This window comes from Staphylococcus sp. HMSC067F07 (genome assembly GCF_001837405.1).
Lineage (GTDB): Bacteria > Bacillota > Bacilli > Staphylococcales > Staphylococcaceae > Staphylococcus > Staphylococcus capitis.
The window spans coordinates 1,348-20,562 of sequence record NZ_KV832235.1 but is presented as its reverse complement, the minus strand read 5'-3'; the positions used below and the strand labels follow the sequence as shown (position 1 = coordinate 20,562).

Annotated in this window: 20 protein-coding genes; 16 read left to right on the top strand and 4 right to left on the bottom strand. The window is 32.3% G+C overall.

The annotated features are described in order from the left end of the window. Nucleotides 1-15 precede the first annotated feature (15 nt). From HMPREF2706_RS06780 to HMPREF2706_RS06770, 3 genes are all read left to right on the top strand, one after another. The gene (locus tag HMPREF2706_RS06780) at nt 16-222 is read left to right on the top strand and encodes a DUF1128 domain-containing protein (protein WP_070862282.1); all 207 of its coding nucleotides are present in this window, start codon (nt 16-18) and stop codon (nt 220-222) included. Between the two features lie 13 nt (nt 223-235). After that, on the top strand, nt 236-1,477 hold the full coding sequence (locus HMPREF2706_RS06775; protein WP_049427715.1) for an aminopeptidase: 1,242 nt from the start codon (nt 236-238) through the stop codon (nt 1,475-1,477). Nucleotides 1,478-1,579: 102 nt separating this feature from the next. Further along, nucleotides 1,580-2,110: an acyl-CoA thioesterase gene (locus HMPREF2706_RS06770; protein WP_002453596.1), complete on the top strand. Its 531-nt coding sequence runs from the start codon at nt 1,580-1,582 to the stop codon at nt 2,108-2,110. Nucleotides 2,111-2,177: 67 nt separating this feature from the next. Here HMPREF2706_RS06770 and yfkAB read toward each other — a convergent pair whose 3' ends face one another. Beyond that, entirely contained in the window at nt 2,178-3,314 is a 1,137-nt protein-coding gene (yfkAB, locus tag HMPREF2706_RS06765) for a radical SAM/CxCxxxxC motif protein YfkAB (protein ID WP_165764342.1), read from the bottom strand. 158 nt (nt 3,315-3,472) lie between these two features. On the opposite strand from yfkAB, the gene HMPREF2706_RS12095 reads away from it, so the two are divergent. The 7 genes from HMPREF2706_RS12095 to HMPREF2706_RS06735 all read left to right on the top strand — a co-directional run bounded on the left by HMPREF2706_RS12095 (nt 3,473) and on the right by HMPREF2706_RS06735 (nt 9,098). Then, complete coding sequence (locus HMPREF2706_RS12095) at nt 3,473-3,634, top strand: SE1561 family protein (protein ID WP_001830395.1); 162 nt, start codon at nt 3,473-3,475, stop codon at nt 3,632-3,634. 193 nt (nt 3,635-3,827) lie between these two features. Then, entirely contained in the window at nt 3,828-4,346 is a 519-nt protein-coding gene (locus HMPREF2706_RS06760) for a type 1 glutamine amidotransferase domain-containing protein (RefSeq protein WP_049427720.1), read from the top strand. Between the two features lie 226 nt (nt 4,347-4,572). Then, nucleotides 4,573-5,382: a monofunctional peptidoglycan glycosyltransferase SgtB gene (sgtB, locus tag HMPREF2706_RS06755; protein WP_070862281.1), complete on the top strand. Its 810-nt coding sequence runs from the start codon at nt 4,573-4,575 to the stop codon at nt 5,380-5,382. Nucleotides 5,383-5,552: 170 nt separating this feature from the next. Further along, on the top strand, nt 5,553-6,371 hold the full coding sequence (gene recX / locus HMPREF2706_RS06750; RefSeq protein WP_002435941.1) for a recombination regulator RecX: 819 nt from the start codon (nt 5,553-5,555) through the stop codon (nt 6,369-6,371). Then, nucleotides 6,349-6,663 carry a YfhH family protein gene (locus HMPREF2706_RS06745; RefSeq protein ID WP_002445497.1) on the top strand — a complete coding sequence of 105 codons (315 nt, stop codon included), beginning with the start codon at nt 6,349-6,351 and terminating at the stop codon, nt 6,661-6,663. Before recX ends, HMPREF2706_RS06745 begins: the two co-directional genes overlap by 23 nt. Nucleotides 6,664-6,678: 15 nt before the next feature. Continuing rightward, complete coding sequence (locus HMPREF2706_RS06740) at nt 6,679-8,196, top strand: ATP-binding cassette domain-containing protein (RefSeq protein ID WP_049427724.1); 1,518 nt, start codon at nt 6,679-6,681, stop codon at nt 8,194-8,196. An 8-nt stretch (nt 8,197-8,204) separates the two neighbouring features. Then, the gene (locus tag HMPREF2706_RS06735) at nt 8,205-9,098 is read left to right on the top strand and encodes a membrane protein (RefSeq protein WP_049427726.1); all 894 of its coding nucleotides are present in this window, start codon (nt 8,205-8,207) and stop codon (nt 9,096-9,098) included. A gap of 92 nt (nt 9,099-9,190) precedes the next feature. On the opposite strand, the gene HMPREF2706_RS06730 is transcribed toward HMPREF2706_RS06735, so the two are convergent. Next, nucleotides 9,191-10,168, bottom strand: a complete 978-nt coding sequence (locus HMPREF2706_RS06730) for a metal-dependent hydrolase (RefSeq protein ID WP_002435893.1) — start codon at nt 10,166-10,168, stop codon at nt 9,191-9,193. 149 nt (nt 10,169-10,317) lie between these two features. On the opposite strand from HMPREF2706_RS06730, the gene mutY reads away from it, so the two are divergent. From mutY to HMPREF2706_RS06715, 3 genes are all read left to right on the top strand, one after another. Further along, the gene (mutY, locus tag HMPREF2706_RS06725; RefSeq protein WP_030063572.1) at nt 10,318-11,361 is read left to right on the top strand and encodes an A/G-specific adenine glycosylase; all 1,044 of its coding nucleotides are present in this window, start codon (nt 10,318-10,320) and stop codon (nt 11,359-11,361) included. 102 nt (nt 11,362-11,463) lie between these two features. Next, a complete protein-coding gene (locus HMPREF2706_RS06720) occupies nt 11,464-12,006 on the top strand; it encodes a nucleoside tri-diphosphate phosphatase (RefSeq protein WP_002435932.1) in 543 nt (180 codons plus the stop codon). A 280-nt stretch (nt 12,007-12,286) separates the two neighbouring features. Beyond that, nucleotides 12,287-14,023: an ABC transporter ATP-binding protein gene (locus tag HMPREF2706_RS06715; protein WP_070862280.1), complete on the top strand. Its 1,737-nt coding sequence runs from the start codon at nt 12,287-12,289 to the stop codon at nt 14,021-14,023. 91 nt (nt 14,024-14,114) lie between these two features. On the opposite strand, the gene HMPREF2706_RS06710 is transcribed toward HMPREF2706_RS06715, so the two are convergent. Then, nucleotides 14,115-15,209 (bottom strand): FUSC family protein, encoded by a 1,095-nt coding sequence (locus tag HMPREF2706_RS06710; RefSeq protein WP_002435931.1) that lies wholly within the window; start codon nt 15,207-15,209, stop codon nt 14,115-14,117. Between the two features lie 174 nt (nt 15,210-15,383). Next, entirely contained in the window at nt 15,384-16,679 is a 1,296-nt protein-coding gene (locus HMPREF2706_RS06705; protein WP_002435901.1) for a glutamate-1-semialdehyde 2,1-aminomutase, read from the bottom strand. A gap of 80 nt (nt 16,680-16,759) precedes the next feature. Here HMPREF2706_RS06705 and bcp point away from each other — a divergent pair, with 80 nt between their 5' ends. The 3 genes from bcp (at nt 16,760) to perR (ending at nt 18,722) form a co-directional block, all read left to right on the top strand. Next, entirely contained in the window at nt 16,760-17,215 is a 456-nt protein-coding gene (gene bcp, locus HMPREF2706_RS06700) for a thioredoxin-dependent thiol peroxidase (protein ID WP_049427733.1), read from the top strand. A gap of 5 nt (nt 17,216-17,220) precedes the next feature. Further along, nucleotides 17,221-18,171: a phosphoglycerate dehydrogenase gene (locus HMPREF2706_RS06695; protein WP_037551210.1), complete on the top strand. Its 951-nt coding sequence runs from the start codon at nt 17,221-17,223 to the stop codon at nt 18,169-18,171. A gap of 95 nt (nt 18,172-18,266) precedes the next feature. Continuing rightward, nucleotides 18,267-18,722 carry a peroxide-responsive transcriptional repressor PerR gene (perR, locus tag HMPREF2706_RS06690; RefSeq protein ID WP_049427735.1) on the top strand — a complete coding sequence of 152 codons (456 nt, stop codon included), beginning with the start codon at nt 18,267-18,269 and terminating at the stop codon, nt 18,720-18,722. Nucleotides 18,723-19,215 lie beyond the last annotated feature (493 nt).

Sequence of the window (19,215 nt, the reverse complement as noted above, 5' to 3'; positions counted from 1 at the left end):
AAAGAGGTGAATCACGTGTCATTATCAAATGAAGAAATGATTGCAGAAATCAGAAAGAAATTAAATATTGTAAATCAAGGTTTACTTGACCCAGATAAATTCCAGTCTTCTAATCATGAAGAAATTACTGAAATACATGATATTGTAATGTCTAAAGATTCATTTTCACCAAGTGAAGTGACAGCAATTGCAGATCATTTAGGACAACTTAGACAAGATTAGGGGAGGAATCATTATGGATAACTATAATGAAAAGTTAAGACAATATGCAGAATTACTCGTTAAAGTAGGGATGAATGTTCAACAAAATCAACCTGTATTTATTCGTTCATCAGTTGAAGCGTTAGACTTAACGCATTTAATAGTTGAAGAGGCTTATAAAGCTGGTGCCTCTGATGTTCGTGTGAAATATTCAGACTCAAAACTGAAGAGACTTAAATTTGAACATGAATCTGTAGAGTATTTTGAGAATAGTGATTTAAAACAGTATGATGTTGATGAAAGATTGGATTATGTTGAACGTGGAGCAGCTAACTTAGCACTCATTGCGGAAGATCCTGACTTATTAAATGGTATCGATGGCAATAAATTAAAAGCTTTTCAAGCTCAGTATTCTAAAGGGTTCAAACCATATATGGAAGCGAGTCAGAAGAATCAATTTCCATGGGTTGTGGCAGCCTTTCCTTCTAAAGACTGGGCTCGCCGAGTTTACCCAGATATGGATGAAGAAAAAGCTTATGAAAAATTTATTGATGAAGTGTTTGATATTGTACGTGTAGATGGCAATGACCCAATTCAAAATTGGGACAAACATGTTAAATCTTTAAGTGTACATGCCGAAAGACTACAAAAGGAAAATTATAAGGCACTCCATTATATTTCTGAAGGTACAGACCTCACAGTCGGTTTACCGGAAGGACATTTATGGGAAGATGCAACGAGTTATGTCAACGGTGACGGCCAACCTTTTATCGCGAATATTCCTACAGAAGAAGTGTTTACAGCACCTGACAGAAATAATGTGAACGGTTATGTTACTAACAAGTTACCATTAAGTTATAATGGGAATATTATTGATGGTTTCACTTTAACGTTTAAAGATGGTGAAATTATAGATGTTAAAGCCGAAAAGGGCGAAGCGGTGCTCAAAGACTTAATTGAGACTGACGAAGGTTCAAGAAGACTTGGTGAAGTTGCATTAGTACCTGATGATTCACCAATTTCAAATCGCCGTACCATTTTTTATAACACGTTATTTGATGAAAATGCATCTTGTCATTTAGCAATTGGATCTGCGTATGGTTTCAACGTCAAAGGTGGAACTGAAATGTCTACTGAAGAAAAGTTAGCCGCAGGTCTTAACGATTCAAATGTACATGAGGACTTTATGATAGGTAGTTCTGATTTAACGATTTATGGTATCTTACATGATGGTACTAAAGAGTTAGTTTTTGAAAATGGAAATTGGGCAAAGTAAGTAACATTATAGTAGATTTTAACAAGTTTTAGATATAAAAAATTAAGATATTAATTACTAGTAGTCTTTTTTCTGGTATATCAATATGGGGAGAAATTAAATATGTCTAACGAGAATAGAAAAATGAAAGCAATGTCGGAAGCGAAATGTATTAAAAATAGACAAGTGTTTCCACAAGATACCAATCATCATCATACGATGTTTGGTGGGTCATTAATGGCAAATATTGATGAAATTGCTGCCATTACTGCTATGAAACATGCTGGAGCGCAAGTCGTTACTGCTTCAACTGATTCTGTTGACTTCTTGAGACCTATCAAAACTGGAGATATTTTGTCTTATGAAGCAATGGTTTCTTATGCTGGCACAAGCTCTATGGAAATTTGTGTACAAATCATCATTGATGATGTTTTTAATAATGAGCGCCATTTAGCAGCATTAAGCTTTTTAACATTTGTTGCGCTTGATGAAGATGGTAAACCTACAGATGTTCCAGGCGTATATCCTGAAACAGATGTAGAAAAATGGTTCCACGAAAGTGCACCACAACGCGTAGAGAGACGCAAAGAACGTCGCACTGAAAGTAAGAAAACAATCGAATATTTATCTGAAGTCAGACATATTGAAAAATAATATTAATAAAGCCAAAAGAAGATGAACTCATCTTCTTTTGGCTTTTTGCATCTATAATGTGAATTTATTAAGAAAAAATATGACGCGCATGCATTTCTTTTTCTTTATGTTTGAAGTCGGTTTTAGGATAATACATATTTTTTACTAATACGTTAGGTCCAAGGCATTGATATTCAGGACAATGGCAGTTGAGTGATTTTGCTAATTCTGAATCTAGCCATTGGTCAAATACGTCTGTTAATTTATCTTTCTGTATATTTGAAATTGTACCGTTTTCATCACCGAAATCAGTAACAATTACATTACCAGTAAAAACGTTAACGTTTAATCTACTACGGCCGTCTGGATCGTTTCGCATTGTCACGTTTTTAGCATCTCTTAGTCTTTGCAATAATTTTTGATCATTTTCATCATTGATACATGGATAAATAGGTAAAGTTCCAAATAGCATCCATATATCTTCATCTCGAATATCAAGCAAGTGGTTAATAGCATCTTTCATTTCTTTTAAAGAAAGTACATTGAGTTGACTGGCAAAATCAGCAGGATACATCGGATGAACCTCATGACGGCTACATTTCATATCATTTACGATTTCATTATGAATTTTGTCTAAGTAAGGTAGCGTACTTTGATTAAGCATCGTTTCAGCAGAAACAAACATTCCTTGTTCAGATAAAGTGCGAGAGTTATCAAGCATTTGTTCATATAATTTAAGTTTAGCTTTTAATGGTGGTTGCTTCTTCATAGCCCCAAAGCCTACATCAGTAAATTCTTGAATTGTACCCCAGTTATGAGAAATATGCATGACATCGATATACTCAGCAATTTCAAGATATCTATCCTGAGGTAATGTTAAATTAGAATTCATTTGAACATAAATTCCACGATCAAATGCATATTTAAGTAAAGGTTTAACCACATTTTTAATTGATTTCTTAGAGAACATTGGCTCTCCACCAGTAATAGACATCGTTCTTAAATTTGGTATTTCATCAAGCCTACGATAAATTACATCCATTGGAAGGGGGTCTGGATCTTTAGTTTGAAGTGTATAACCAACTGCACAATGGCTACAACGCATATTACAAAGGTTAGTAGTGGTAAATTCGATGTTACTAAGTGTTAACTTTCCATGATCTATAATATCATTGTAAGCTTCCCATGGGTCGTTTTGGATAGAAATAGGTTTTTTGTTTGTCATCAACATTAATAATTACTCCTAAGTATAAACTTTCCATCTACTTTGTTTATTATGTAAAAAGTACAGTAAACATTATTAAGATTATATCGCTTTTTGTCAAATTCGTGTTAGGATATGATTATCATAAAAAAATCTATACAAAGGAGCGCTTATTTTTAATGAGTGAACAACAAACTATTGATCAAATTAAGACACGTTTAAATAAATTTATTGAGGATATTGACCATGTAAACCCTGATGAAGTACGTGTAGAGGATATAGATGAGTGGATTGGTCTGTTAGATCAATTAGAAGAGAAGGTAAAACAAGTTTCAAAATAAGCCTCATATTTAATTATTGAGTTGGATTTAGCAAGTGTTTGATTATGATGAGCAATCAACACTTGCTTTTTTTACTTCATATTCAGAAGAAGAAGCCTCTAAATATAAGTTAGTATCCTAATTTAATGTTTAAACTTGAGTGATCTTGTCTATATAATCACTAGAATTAATTAGAGAAAGGTGATTATTAATTATGACTAAAAAAGTAGCAATCATTCTTGCAGATGAATTTGAAGATATTGAATTAACTAGTCCAAAAGAAGCTATAGAAAATGCAGGATTTGAAACTGAAATTGTTGGAGATACTGCAAACCATGAAGTTGTAGGAAAACATGGCGAGAAAGCTACAGTACAAGTAAGTATTGCTGATGCTAAACCTGAAGATTATGATGCATTATTAATCCCTGGTGGTTTCTCACCTGACCATTTACGCGGAGATGCAGAAGGACGTTACGGCACATTTGCTAAATACTTCACTAAAAATGATGTTCCAACATTTGCAATTTGCCATGGTCCATTAGTATTAATTGATACTGATGATTTAAATGGTCGTACATTAACTGGAGTATTAAATGTACGTAAAGACTTATCTAACGCAGGTGCTCAAGTGGTTGATGAATCAGTAGTAGTTGATAAAAATATTGTTACAAGTCGTACACCTGACGATTTAGATGATTTCAATAGAGAAATTGTTAAACAATTAGAAGCTTAATTCTTATTCTTATAAATATCGTATAAGATTTTATATGAGCTATCGGTAAAGTCATTCTTTATCGATAGCTTTTTTAATTATTTAAAAAAGTCTTAGAAATAGATATGCCATGTTGTTTAGAACTTGCTACACCTCGGGACTGATTTTTAACGTAAGCTATAGATAAACCATACAACTACTGGTACACTCACTTTAAGAGGGTGAGTTTGAGAAAAGGAGTAAACGCATGAAAAGAACTGAAAAATATGCGGATTCTTATAATGAGCAACGTTCTGAATCACGTAGACCTCATTATAATACGTATTACCAACCAGTAGGTAAACCTCCGAAAAAGAAAAAAAGTAATAAGATTTTATTGAAAATACTAATTATAGTCATTGTACTCGTAGCAATATTTATGGGAGCAATGTATGTCTTATCTTCAAGAGCTAACGTGGATGATTTAAAATCAATTGAAAATAAAAGTAATTTCGTTTCTGCAGATAACATGCCTAATTATGTTAAAGGTGCCTTTATTTCAATGGAAGATGAACGTTTTTATAAACATCATGGATTTGATTTAAAAGGAACTACACGTGCATTGTTTTCAACAATTAGTGATCGTGATGTACAAGGAGGTAGCACGATTACTCAACAAGTAGTAAAAAATTATTATTATGATAATGAACGCTCTTTCACTAGAAAAATTAAAGAGTTATTTGTAGCCCACAAGGTTGAACAGCAGTATAACAAAAATGAGATTTTAAGTTTTTATGTTAATAATATTTATTATGGTGATGACCAATATACACTTGAAGGTGCTGCAAATCATTATTTTGGAACAACTGTTAATAAAAACAATCAAAGCATGCAACAGATTACTGTATTGCAAAGTGCTATATTAGCTAGTAAAGTCAATGCACCGAGTGTGTATGATGTTAATAATATGTCATCTAATTATACGAACCGTGTAAAAGTTAATTTGGAAAAAATGAAGCAACAAGATTTTATTACTGATGAGCAATATAAAGAAGCAATGTCACAATTAAGCAATTAATCTTTTATAAAGTTGTCTACTTTCATCATTCAAAAGTTGAAAGTAGACGCTTTTTTGTATTTTCAAAAGGTTTATTGTGAATGGTTATCTTATTTTTTAATTCGGAACAAATGTGCCATAATAATATTAATTGATATAGTGTCCATTTTCAGAAAAAGGTGGGATGAGATATGCCAAAGATAACGAAGCTTGAGGTTCAAAAGAAGAATAAAGAGCGATTCAATCTTTATCTCGATGGAGAGTTCGAAATGGGGATTGATATAGATACGCTTGTGAAATTCAATTTGAAGAAAGATCAAATGTTAGAGCCTCAAGATATGGAACAAATTCAAAAATATGACCACTATCGTCGTGGAGTAAATATGGCGATTCAGTATTTATCATTTAAAAAACGCACGGAAAAAGAAGTACGTCAATATTTGGAAAAAAATGATGTTTCACAAAATGCAATCGAACAGGTAATAGAATATTGTTATAGAGAAAAATTTATTGATCATGAAGATTATGCAGAAAGTTTAAAAAATACGATGATTCGAACGTCAGATAAAGGGCCTGAAATATATAAACAGAAATTATATCAATTGGGTATTGAGCCAAAGATTATCGATCATTATACGGCTTTATATGAAGAACAACAACCACTTGAAGATGTAATAAAAGTGGGGAACAAAGTCATGAAAACGAAAAAAGGTCCTGTGGTTAAAGTAAAACAAAAGGTTTCCCAAGCCTTAATGCAAAAAGGTTTTACCCTTGAGACGATTCAAGCGACGATGAATGAATTGAATTTTTCGCAAGATGACGAGACCTTAGATAATTTATTGCAACGTGATTTAGAGAAAGTCTATAATAAAAATTGTAAAAAATATGATGGTCAAAAATTAATGATGAAAACCATTGAAGCGCTTATGAGAAAAGGTTATAAGTATGATAAAATTAAATCAAAATTAGAAGAAAGTGGTATAACAGATGGTACAGAAGAAATTGAGTGAGATGTCTGAACAAGAATTAAGACATGAAATTCAAACATACAAAGAGAAAATGCGTAAAGCTGAAATGAATGGAATTATGAATGAATACGATGTGTACCAAAGTAAAGTCATCATTGCAGAAAGCTATCTGGTTGATCGTAATAAAGTTGAAATTGGAAAAATTTACAAATTGAACGATGGCAGCGAACAATACTTTAAAGTAGAGAGATTAAAAGGCGTCTTTGCTTGGGGCTTCAGAATAAAAAGTAGCGAACCAGAAGAAGGTCTACCATTAGCATTATTAAAAATTTAGAAGGATGTATAATCAATGGGAAGTTCAATTGTTTTAAGGTTACTAAAAGTAACGCATTATTATAGGAATAAACGAGCAAAGAAATGGTACCTACCTTTTGGTTATGGTGCAGAAGATATTAATTTAAATAATATTTCTTTACATATATATCAAGGTGAATCATTAGGAATAATTGGTGAGCCGGGTTCTTCTAAAACGCTAATAGGCAGAATCTTAAGTGGAACGGTTAAGCCTGATAAAGGTAAGGTTTCCCGAACAGAGAATCTGTTTTACGGTGATATGGAAGACCGGAAAGTAGCACACCAATCTGTACAAGAATATGTTGACGAGATGGTGCAACTATTTCCCTACAAAGCGAGTAGTCATAAGGCTGAACAAATTATCCACTGGGCTCATTTAGCTGAGCAAGGTGAAAATAGTATTTCTAATCTAACAGAAGCTGAATATGCGCAATTACTTCTCAGTATCGCTCGTTCTTGTCAAAACAAAATTATTATATTGAGTCATGTACTCTCGCATTTAGATGATGTGTTTTTCAAAAGAGCGATTGAATTATCAGATGATTACATAAAGAATAATAGTACACTCGTTTTAATAGATAACGATATTGATAAAATTAGCGAAACGACTAACTATATTACGTGGGTTTCTCACGGGCAAATTAGAAAGGAAGGCTCACTTAATCAAGTTTTACCTATTTTTAAAGAACATGAAAAAGACCGCAAAAGTTTAGATTCAAAATCGCAACTGGAAAATTTTGATTTAGATTGGAAAAAGAGTCGTACGCGTATGCCTGAGATGACTTATAACTTTAAGAGAATAGAGCGCTATAATCACGCTAAACCACCAGTATTTTTAGTGAGAATATTAACTCTGTTTGCAAGTTTCTTAATCGGACTTACGTTAATGGGCATATTGCTTTTCAATGATTTAGGAAGGGTTCATGTTTCTGAAAATTACACTCAAGCTTCAATTCAAAATCAAAATAAAGATCCATATGAAGATAAACTCACTTACGGTATTGCTTTAGATGGTTCAACCACATTGAGTGGTACACAAGATTCGACTCTACCTAAATATGGCGTGGCTACGATTACTGGTGAAAATAGTAAAAAATATAGAGTAGAAATGGATCATAAAATATATACAGTAGGCAAAAATGAATTATTCAATTTTAATCCTGCAGGTTTATATGAATCGCATAGTTTTAAAACGTTAATGCCATACATTAAAACAAACTATAGTACATATTATGAATACTTCAATAGTCATTTACATCAAAAGCATAACAAAGTGACTAAAACATTGGTCCCAGAAAAAGATAATCGTTATGTAGTTCCTATTACACAACAACCACTAAATATGATTTTTGGAGTCAATGATACGTTAACAGGCTTTGTAATTCCAATGGAACATAAAACTGACTTAAAGAAAAAATTTAACATTAAAAAAGATGTTTGGATTACGAAATCAGGTAGTGGCTATTTTATTGCTGATATGAAAGATGACAAATGGATATATATTGAATTGTAGGTGTGAAAATGATAGATAATATAATACTATACTTTAAAAACTTGCCACATCTTATCACTTATTGTGTTCGTAGGTTAAAGAAAATTTGGAAATGGTTTGCTATGAGCCTTGTAATAGGGATTATCTTAGTATTAGGTTTAGAGGGCATTTTCGATATAAATCACAATACGGATATCGCTCAAGGAAGATGGTTATTTAGAGTGACATCGTTAATTGTATTTGGTCACATTGTACTTTCTGTATACTTAAGTTATAAGTTTTATAGAAAAGATTATATGGTAATGAAATCATTCCATATTTCATCAGTAACGCCTACTATAGTAATTGCACTATTGGCATTCGTAGACATGTTTATTCTTGGTTTAATTATTGCGTTCTTGAAGCCAATTAACTTTGAGACATCTTTATTGTCGCTAATTTATTATTTGATTATGACTAGTATATTTATCGGTGTTATTGCTGTTACTTTTGGTTTATTGAAATTTATACTCAAACGTTTCGACACAATTTATTTTATAATGAGTGCGATTTGTTTCTTTATAGTTCCAATTTTATTCATTCCTAAAACGCACTTATCGATAGTAGATCATATTTTAATGTTAAATCCCGTTTATTATCTTGTTCATGGGAGTGCACAGTCTATTATATTCGGTGCAGTAAGTATGAATAACATTCCATATCATATTTACTTTATTCTCTTTTTAGCATTAATGTGTGTGATTAACTATGCATTAGTTCGCTATATCGCTTTTGATAAATATGATAGTTTAAATGACACTCACCTTGAAAATGATTTAACACATCTGAGTGATGATAATGGCAAGAAATTAGAACATGATGGTGTATTTAACAATAATGAAAATGCTAATGAAGATAATGAAATGATTGGTAAAAATGAATAGCACTGTATTTAGTTATTGATATATAGTTAGATAAAGACCAAGGCACCCCTTATCATTAATTGGAGAAAGGGGTGCCTTGGTTTCTTTATATGTTATTGTGAAAATAGTTTGCGTTGTAGTTTGTCTTCGCTAAATACCCAACCGATGTAAGAGTGGTCGATTTCATTGTCGTGAGTTAAATGTGCAATTGCAACAAATGAATAACGTCCATTATTAAGGTATCTTAAATCCATTAATCGAATTTCTGTTGTACCATCTTCTAAAGGTGTGGTTTGCCAACGATAAATGGATGAAAAATTTAAAAAAGTAAATATATCTTTATTACCTTTAACCTTCCAAAGTAACGAATCAGGCGTCATAGCTTGACGTTTTACCTTATCAGTAAATTCTACATCTTTCCACCGAGCAGTTCCAACATAATCATGTTTATCGGTTTGAATTGCCACACGCCAAACATGAAATTTCATTGTCGGAGCTACAAACACTTTTACAGGATTATGAGAATTTTCAATTTGAGTTAACGCTTCTTTTTTAATAGATGATTGCATCATAAAACGTATTACATAATAAATCACTAGTATTGCTACGATAGGGAAGAATGCGAAATACGGATGTATGCCTAAAACCCAAAGTAATACACCAATACATAAAAGAGTGAAAATAATAGGGTCAAATGTACTAATGACACTTAACTGAATCCACTTATTGGTTATGGGTCTAAGTGCTTGGGTACCGTAAGAATTAAATATATCCACAAACACATGTAAAAATACTGCAAGTTGAGCCCATAGCCAAACATGTAGTGGATTAGTGTTGTTAAAAATAACGAATATTAAAAAGGTTATCAAAATTGGCCATAAAATAGTGAAAGGTATGGAATGGGTAATTCCTCTATGATGAGAAATATAGGTCGCATTATCTTTTAGTTTTAAAACAGTATCACCGTCAGGTATTAATGAACCAGCAACAAGGGTGGTTGCAGTTGCTGCAAATGAACCTGCCATGACGGGATCTTGTGTTGCTAATGCAGTGAGACCTACACCCATAACTATATGTGTGGCTGTATCCATAAATGCTCACTCTTTTCATCTTTATTTAATATATATTATAATCTAAAAGTCGCTATAACAAAATCAACTTACTTCAATTGACGAATCTTTTGAAAGTGTAGATTTATTTGAGATGCATCACAATCGAAAAAGTAGAAAGGACAAATGGCATGTATCAAGAGGAATCTTTTAAAAAGAGAATTGTGGAGTGGTTTAACAAAAATCAGCGTGAAATGCCTTGGCGAGAAACAACTAATCCATATTACATATGGCTTAGTGAAGTAATGTTGCAACAGACACAAGTTAACACGGTTATTGACTATTATCATAGGTTTGTTAATCGATTTCCTACAATAGCAGCTTTAAGCGAAGCACATGAGGACGAAGTGCTTAAATATTGGGAAGGCCTAGGTTATTATAGTCGAGCTCGTAATTTTCATACAGCTGTTAAAGAAGTTGAATCTCAATATGGTGGAGAAGTCCCGTCTGATCCAGATCTTTTCAAAAAATTAAAAGGCGTGGGTCCTTATACGCAAGCAGCAGTGATGAGTATAGCGTTTAACCAACCTTTAGCAACTGTTGATGGTAATGTCTTCCGAGTATGGTCTCGATTGAACAATGATTATCGTGATACGAAATTACAATCGACACGTAAAGCGTTTGAGGAAGAGTTAAATCCATATGTTCAAGAAGATTCAGGGACATTTAATCAAGCTATGATGGAATTAGGTGCACTCATTTGTACACCGAAATCTCCTTTATGTTTATTTTGCCCAGTGCAAGATAATTGTGAGGCTTTTCATGAAGGGACGACTGAAGATCTTCCAATTAAAACTAAAAATATTAAAAAGAAAACTATCAATCAAAAAGTATTTCTTATTAGAAATAATAATGGACAATATCTACTTGAAAAACGACAAGAAAAATTGTTGAACGGAATGTGGCAATTTCCTATGAGGGAAGCAAGTGTAGCTGATAATTTATTAACTCAAGAATTAGGAGTTAAAGTCGAAACTTTAGAAGAGCCCATCTTTGAATTACGTCATCAGTTTACCCATATGACTTGGAATATTAAAGTTTATAGTGTACCTACATCTATAAATCTCTCGGAGAATGAACTCCCCTCAAACATGATTTGGTTTAATTTAGATAACAGGGATAATCATACATTTCCTGTATCAATGGACAAAATATACCGTTTTATTGTTGGATAAGAGCTTAATACAGCGGTTAATATAGTGCCTTTATTTATTAAGCAAGTGTATCAAAGTATGATATAATCTAAATGGCTAAAAATAATAAAGGTGGTGTGGAGTATGGTTAAAGAGTCCATACCTAAAGAAGGAGAAACGATTAAAATTCAAAGTTATAAACATGATGGCAATATACATCGTGTTTGGTCTGAAACGACAATTCTAAAAGGGACTGACCATGTGATTATAGGTGGGAATGATCATACGTTAGTAACTGAAAGTGACGGACGCACATGGATTACAAGAGAACCAGCTATTGTCTATTTTCATTCGGAGTATTGGTTTAATGTTATTTGTATGTTTAGAGAAGATGGGATTTATTATTACTGTAATTTATCATCACCTTTCGTGTCCGATGAAGAAGCGCTAAAATATATCGATTATGATTTAGATATTAAAGTTTATCCTAATGGTAAGTATCACTTACTCGATGAAGATGAGTATGAACTACATATGAACCAAATGAACTATCCTCATGATATTGACGTTATTTTGAGAAGAAATGTCGACATCTTACAGCAATGGATTGAGCAGAAGAAAGGACCGTTCGCTCCAGATTTTATTAAAGTGTGGAAAGAGCGTTATAAAAAGATTAGAGATTATTAAGCAAAAAAGATGTAATACATGATTCTTTGCTTTATATTATTAAAAGTGTCGAATGATTATAAGAATCATGATTTAAATGTATTGCAATCTTGTAGTTCAATGAGTTTAACATCTTTAAGATTTACAACATTATATTGAAGTCTCGTATTGTATTTTAATATCAGAGGTTGAAACATTATCATGACAGTGCTTATGAGTATAAAGTAAGCGAATGAAATGTATTCAACCTCTGTTCATTTTTTAAAAAATAAATTGCGTTTATCACGGGGGGTAAAAGCGCATGATTAAACGATATTTAAAATTCGTCAAACCATATAGATATCGTATTATTGCAACTATTATCGTGGGTATTATTAAATTTGGTATACCTATGTTAATACCGCTATTGATTAAATACGCTATAGATGGAGTAATTAATAACCACTCACTATCAAATAGTGAAAAGTTTAGTCATCTTGCAATCGCAATTGGCATTGCTCTATTTATATTTGTAATAGTACGTCCGCCCATTGAATATATCAGACAATATTTAGCTCAATGGACAAGTAACAAAATTTTATATGATATCCGTAAACAACTATATAATCATTTACAAGCTTTAAGTGCACGTTTCTACGCAAATAACCAAGTTGGACAGGTGATTTCTCGCGTTATTAATGACGTAGAACAAACAAAAGACTTTATACTTACAGGGTTAATGAATATTTGGTTAGACTGCGTTACTATTATCATCGCTTTATCTGTTATGTTCTTTTTAGATGTTAAATTAACTATTGCAGCTATTTTCATTTTCCCATTCTATATTTTAACGGTTTATTTCTTCTTCGGAAGATTGAGACAATTGACACGTGTACGTTCTCAAGCACTTGCTGAAGTTCAAGGTTTCTTGCATGAACGAGTTCAAGGTATGTCAGTGATTAAAAGTTTCGCAATAGAAGATAATGAAGCTCAAAATTTTGATCACCGTAATAGTCATTTTTTAAAGCGCGCCTTTCAACATACACGTTGGAATGCCTATTCATTTGCAGCAATAAACACTGTAACAGACTTAGGGCCAATTATTGTAATAGGCGTTGGCGCATACTTAGTTATTAATGGTGCTATTACTGTAGGTACACTTGCAGCATTTGTAGGGTACTTAGAACAATTATTTGGACCTTTAAGAAGACTTGTTTCTTCATTTACTACTTTAACCCAAAGCTTTGCTTCAATGGACAGAGTTTTCCAACTTATGGATGAAGATTATGACATTAAGAATGGTATCGGTGCGCAACCTATTGAAATTAAAAAAGGGCAAATCGATTTGAAGAATGTCAGCTTTAAATATAATGATAATGAATTAGAAGTTTTGCATGATATTAATTTAACAATTAATAAGGGCGAAACTGTAGCTTTTGTTGGTATGAGTGGTGGTGGAAAATCAACTTTAATTAGTTTAATTCCACGATTTTATGACGTTACGTCAGGTGAAATTTTAGTTGATGGCAATAATGTGAAAGATTTCTTAACAGGTAGTTTAAGAAATCAAATTGGTCTCGTTCAACAAGATAATATTTTATTTTCAGACACTGTGAAAGAAAATATTTTATTAGGTAGACCTGATGCAACGGATGACGAGATAGTTGAAGCGGCCAAGATGGCAAACGCGCATGACTTTATTATGAATTTACCTGAAGGCTATGACACTGAAGTCGGAGAGCGAGGCGTGAAACTTTCTGGAGGACAGAAGCAACGTCTTTCAATTGCACGTATATTCTTAAATAATCCACCGATACTTATTTTAGATGAAGCAACCAGTGCGTTAGATTTAGAAAGTGAAGCTATTATACAAGAGGCGTTGGATGTATTAAGTAAAGATAGAACAACTTTAATTGTAGCTCATAGGCTGTCTACAATTACGCATGCAGATAAAATAGTGGTTATGGAAAATGGTCAGATTGTTGAAACAGGTACACATCAAGAGTTGATCCAGAAACAAGGTGCGTACGAACATTTATATAGTATTCAAAATTTATAAACTGCTTGAATCAATAATAATTAAATATCTTAAAAATGATAAAGCACCACCTTTACTATAATTAATGTGAGTAAAGGTGGTGCATTTTTAGTTACAAATCAAAGTCTTCATCAGAAATGTCGATGTCTGAATCTGAATTATGATATTTAAAGAAGCTTAATCGAATTCTATCGAGATGTTCTAAGTGATATCTATATTCCTCAATAGCAGCTATAATTTGCATTACATTTGCATAAGAGTATTGCGTTTGGTAAGGATTTTGAATTAACTCTTGTTGAAATGCGTCCATCAAGTTTTTCTTTAGTGGGTTGTCTACTTCGTAATCAAGTTTTGTAACATCGTATCTCGCTTTTTTAGAAAGGCTCTTATAGATTTGTTCATGAACTGCTACTAACGAATCAAGTTCTAATTTAATTTGTAATAATAGTTGATTATTAAGTTGATGTAAGTCATTTTGGTAACGTGACATACGGTTGAGTACTTCGTAAGCCTGTCTTGTCGTTCCTACTACTTCTTTAAATAATATCTTCTTTCTATTCTGCTGATAAATATGTTTTTTAGTCAAAGGTTTCTCTTCATGATAATAATTGTAGATTTGCTCTAATTTATTGATACGTGAATTAAGTTGATCACCATCCTGCTTAATATTATGAAATTCTGAAGTATCATTAAGCACAAGTTTGAACCATACAAAAATATCTGAAGAAATATTTACAGAATTATAATAGATTTTGGTTTCAAATTTAGGAGGTAAGAAGATTAAATTGACTATTGAGGAACTTAAAACACCTATCATAACAAGAGCGAATCTGAAGAATGCTGCTACATAGAAGGAACCTGTATGTTGACCCATAATGATTAAAGCTGTCACACTTGCTAATGTAGCAACATGAGCTAGGTTAAATTTAAACAAAATCGCAATTAACAATATAACCGTTACGCCCATTATTATGAAGTTATCACTAAAAATAGTTACCATAGTAACGGCGAGTAGAGCACCTATAATATTACCAATCGCTTGTTCAGATACTGTTTTAATTGAACGATAAACGCTTGGTTGCATCGCTACGACAGCACTGACACCAGCAAGTGCCTTTAAGCCGATATTATCTGGAAGTAAAGAAGCGATAGACATAGCTAATATAATTGCTATACCGGTCTTGAAAATCCGAGCTCCTAGTCTCAAATATAACGCTCCTTTGATTTATAATTTAAATATATTAATACATACTCTCATTCATTATTGTTATACACCGAGACGCTAAATTTTTCAAGCTTATACATAAAAAGATTTGCCTATTAGCTGGTTAATCTTTTTCTAATAAAAATACCCCCACCTATAATGGTAGGGGGTTAAGTCTTAATTATTTTTCATTTGGCTAAATGCATAGTCAGCAGCTTCTATAGTTTTATCAATATCTTCTTCGGTATGCTCAGTAGTTAGGAACCATGCTTCAAATTTAGATGGTGCTAAATTGATACCTTGATTTAACATTAACTTGAAGAACTTCGCGAAAGCTTCGCCATCAGAATTTTCTACTTGTTCATAGTGAGTAATTTTTTCATCCGTGAAATATAACGTCATAGAGCCATATATTCTATTTATCGTAGCAGTAATGTTGTGTTTATCGATTAACTTAAGTAATCCATCCTCAAGACGTTTTCCTAATTTGTCTAACTTTTCATAAACACCATCTTGTTCTAAAACTTCTAGTAAAGCAATTCCTGCTCTCATTGATAATGGATTACCTGCCATTGTACCAGCTTGATATGCTGGACCTAATGGAGCGACATGTTCCATGATGTCTTGTCGACCACCATAGCCACCGATTGGTAAACCACCGCCAACTATTTTACCAAAAGCAGTTAAGTCTGGTTTTACTCCTAATAAATCTTGTGCTGCCCCATAATGAAAACGGAAAGCTGTAATAACTTCATCATAAATGACTAAAGTTCCGTTATCATGTGAGATTTTATTAACTTCTTCTAAAAATCCAGGTTGAGGCATAACCATACCAAAGTTACCTACAATGGGTTCGACGAGTACGCCTGCGATTTCATCGCCCCAATAATCAATTGCTTCTCTATATGAATCAATATCATTAAATGGTACAGTAATCACTTCTTGTGCCACACTTTGAGGCACCCCAGCAGAATCTGGAGAACCTAATTGTGAAGGGCCACTCCCTGCAGCAACTAAAACTAAATCAGAATGTCCATGATAAGATCCTGCAAATTTAATAATTTTATTTCTTTTAGTATAGGCACGTGCCACTCTAATAGTTGTCATAACAGCTTCTGTACCTGAATTAACAAAACGTATCTTTTCTAATGAAGGAATGGCATCTCTTAACTTCTTAGCAAAATCAATTTCAAGTTCAGTAGGAGTACCATATAACACTCCTTTGGCAGCTTGATCTTGAATTGCCTCTGTAATATGTGGATGCGCATGTCCGGTAATTATAGGACCATACGCCTGTAAGTAATCGATGAATTTATTACCATCTACATCATATAAATAAGCACCATGACCTTCCTTCATCATTACAGGTGCACCACCACCTACAGCTTTATATGAACGAGAAGGTGAATTAACGCCACCTAGTATATATTCATTAGAGAGTTTCTGAAGACGTTCGCTTTCAGTAAAATTCATATCTATCAACCTCTTTTAATTTAATATTTTCATTTAATATCGTATCATAAAATCAACATTATTAAGAAATGGGTGAGCATATGTTAACCAAAGGCGAAAAGTTTCCATCATTTTCATTGGAGAATCAAGACGGAGAAGTAGTTACAAATGAGACATTAAAAGGGCGTAAGGCAATATTATATTTTTATCCTAGAGACAATACACCAACTTGCACAACTGAAGCATGCGACTTTAGAGATAACTTATCTGAATTTAATGATTTAGATGTAGATGTTTATGGAATTAGTGGAGATTCTAAAAAGAAACATCAAAACTTTATTGAAAAACATCAACTCAACTTTGACTTACTTGTAGATGAAGATTTTAAACTTGCTGATGAAGCGGGGGTATATCAATTAAAAAAATCTTTTGGTAAAGAGAGTATGGGGATCGTTAGAACTACATTTGTAATCGATGAAAATGGGTATATTATTGACGTAATTGAAAAAGTTAAAGTTAAAACTCAAATAGAAGAATTAAAAAATATCTTGGAGTGAGTATATTGAAAATCGTAAGTCTAAGAAGATTAAAAGATTTAGAGGAACAGTTGATAAAACAATTTCCTGAACAGGAATTCAAATTTTATAAAAAAGCTCAATTTATTCCAACTGAAGATAGAGAATCACTAGATATTTTAATTGGTTATGATGGCGATATAGATCAAGCATTTTTAGAAGAGTGTAAAAACTTAAAATGGATTGCATGGTATGCTACTGGAGTCAATAATCTCCCACTAGATTATATTAATGATAGGGGCATTATTTTAACAAATGGCAGAGGTGTCCAAGCAAAACAACTATCAGAATTTATAATGACGTTTATATTAGATGATTATAAGAAAATGAGAACATCTTATGAAAATCAACGTGCACATAAGTATGACTCAAAGCTAACGGGTGAGAGAGTTAACGGTAAAACACTTCTATTTTTAGGTACTGGCGCAATTGCCCAAAAGACTGCATATTTAGCTCAAGCATTTGGAATGAAAGTTATCGGTGTAAGTAAATCAGGACATATGAAAGATTACTTTGATAATACTTATACTATAGAAGAAATGGATGATGTATTAGCGGAAGGTGATGTGATAGTTAATTCACTCCCAGAAACCCAAGAAACTATACATCTACTTAAAAAACACCATTTTGAGGAAATGAAAGACGAAGCATTATTTATAAATATAGGTAGAGGTACGATTGTGAAAGAAGAACTTATTATAGAAGTTTTACGAAATCGTTTGATTAGACATGCATATTTAGATGTCTTTGAAAATGAACCTCTATCAAGTGATAACCCGCTATATGATTTAGATAATGTTACGATTACTGCACATATTACTGGTAATGATAAAAATATAAATCGTGATGTAACTGCAATATTTGAAAAGAACTTAACTCATTTTCTCAATAAGAACAGCGTAATTGAGAATGAAGTAGATCCAAATAAAGGGTATTAGTTGAAAACATCATGTACTTATTGACATTTATAATCTTCAACAGTTATATTAATATTAAGTAATAATTATTATTAACTAGAAAGATGGTGAATTCAATGAGTGCGGATTTAGAGTCAATTGAACATGAACTTGAAGAATCAATTGCGTCTTTAAGAAAAGCAGGAATACGTATTACGCCTCAAAGACAAGCAATTATACGTTATCTCATTTCTTCACATTCACATCCTACAGCGGATGAGATTTACCAAGCACTTTCACCTGATTTTCCTAATATAAGTGTTGCAACTATCTACAATAATCTAAGAGTATTCAAAGATATTGGTATAGTAAAAGAATTAACGTATGGTGACGCATCAAGTCGATTTGATTTTAATACACATAATCACTATCACGTTATTTGCGAAAAATGTGGTAAAATCGTAGACTTCCATTATCCTCAACTTAATGAGGTTGAACATTTAGCTCAACATGTTACAGATTTTGATATCACTCATCATCGAATGGAAATATACGGAGTATGTAAGGAATGTAAAGAAAACGAAAATAATTAAAAGCTTAAAAGATTAAGGTAGTAGCCTTTAAAGGTTGCTACCTTATTTTTTATGAATTAATTAGGTGCAAATTTGTAAGTTTTCCTATATATTAGGATATCTCTAGTTAGATGATGATCTTAAGAGCGAATTACACTATTAAATCTAATTATTCTTAATCAAGAAACTTATTCACAGATAAAGTAATTTTAAACTTAAAAACTCTTTGAAAGTAATTGACGTTATTGAGCTAACTTGATATTATATAAAAGTCGTCAAAAACAGATTAATTAATTGAAAACTTGAAGTAAAAAACTTTAAGTTAATGTTAATAAAGTGTAATTTTGACTATTGAACTTTCTTGCGAAACATTATAAGATATTATTTGTTGAATTAATCAACTACAAACAAGAAATAAATTAATGAATTTAATTCTTGACAGTTTAAGTTGATTTCGATACAATAATGTATTGTAGGTGTTAAATGAACATTGAAAACTGAATGACAATATGTC

Excerpts from the sequence above, each read along its gene's own strand:
- HMPREF2706_RS06745 (WP_002445497.1), top strand. The coding sequence starts at position 6,349 with ATGGTACAGAAGAAATTGAGTGAGATGTCTGAACAAGAATTAAGACAT.
- sgtB (WP_070862281.1), top strand. The coding sequence starts at position 4,573 with ATGAAAAGAACTGAAAAATATGCGGATTCTTATAATGAGCAACGTTCT.
- HMPREF2706_RS06730 (WP_002435893.1), bottom strand. The coding sequence starts at position 10,168 with ATGGATACAGCCACACATATAGTTATGGGTGTAGGTCTCACTGCATTA.
- mutY (WP_030063572.1), top strand. The coding sequence starts at position 10,318 with ATGTATCAAGAGGAATCTTTTAAAAAGAGAATTGTGGAGTGGTTTAAC.
- bcp (WP_049427733.1), top strand. The coding sequence starts at position 16,760 with ATGTTAACCAAAGGCGAAAAGTTTCCATCATTTTCATTGGAGAATCAA.
- HMPREF2706_RS12095 (WP_001830395.1), top strand. The coding sequence starts at position 3,473 with ATGAGTGAACAACAAACTATTGATCAAATTAAGACACGTTTAAATAAA.
- yfkAB (WP_165764342.1), bottom strand. The coding sequence starts at position 3,314 with ATGACAAACAAAAAACCTATTTCTATCCAAAACGACCCATGGGAAGCT.
- HMPREF2706_RS06720 (WP_002435932.1), top strand. The coding sequence starts at position 11,464 with ATGGTTAAAGAGTCCATACCTAAAGAAGGAGAAACGATTAAAATTCAA.
- HMPREF2706_RS06735 (WP_049427726.1), top strand. The coding sequence starts at position 8,205 with ATGATAGATAATATAATACTATACTTTAAAAACTTGCCACATCTTATC.
- HMPREF2706_RS06715 (WP_070862280.1), top strand. The coding sequence starts at position 12,287 with ATGATTAAACGATATTTAAAATTCGTCAAACCATATAGATATCGTATT.
- HMPREF2706_RS06740 (WP_049427724.1), top strand. The coding sequence starts at position 6,679 with ATGGGAAGTTCAATTGTTTTAAGGTTACTAAAAGTAACGCATTATTAT.
- HMPREF2706_RS06770 (WP_002453596.1), top strand. The coding sequence starts at position 1,580 with ATGTCTAACGAGAATAGAAAAATGAAAGCAATGTCGGAAGCGAAATGT.
- HMPREF2706_RS06705 (WP_002435901.1), bottom strand. The coding sequence starts at position 16,679 with ATGAATTTTACTGAAAGCGAACGTCTTCAGAAACTCTCTAATGAATAT.
- HMPREF2706_RS06760 (WP_049427720.1), top strand. The coding sequence starts at position 3,828 with ATGACTAAAAAAGTAGCAATCATTCTTGCAGATGAATTTGAAGATATT.
- perR (WP_049427735.1), top strand. The coding sequence starts at position 18,267 with ATGAGTGCGGATTTAGAGTCAATTGAACATGAACTTGAAGAATCAATT.
- recX (WP_002435941.1), top strand. The coding sequence starts at position 5,553 with ATGCCAAAGATAACGAAGCTTGAGGTTCAAAAGAAGAATAAAGAGCGA.
- HMPREF2706_RS06775 (WP_049427715.1), top strand. The coding sequence starts at position 236 with ATGGATAACTATAATGAAAAGTTAAGACAATATGCAGAATTACTCGTT.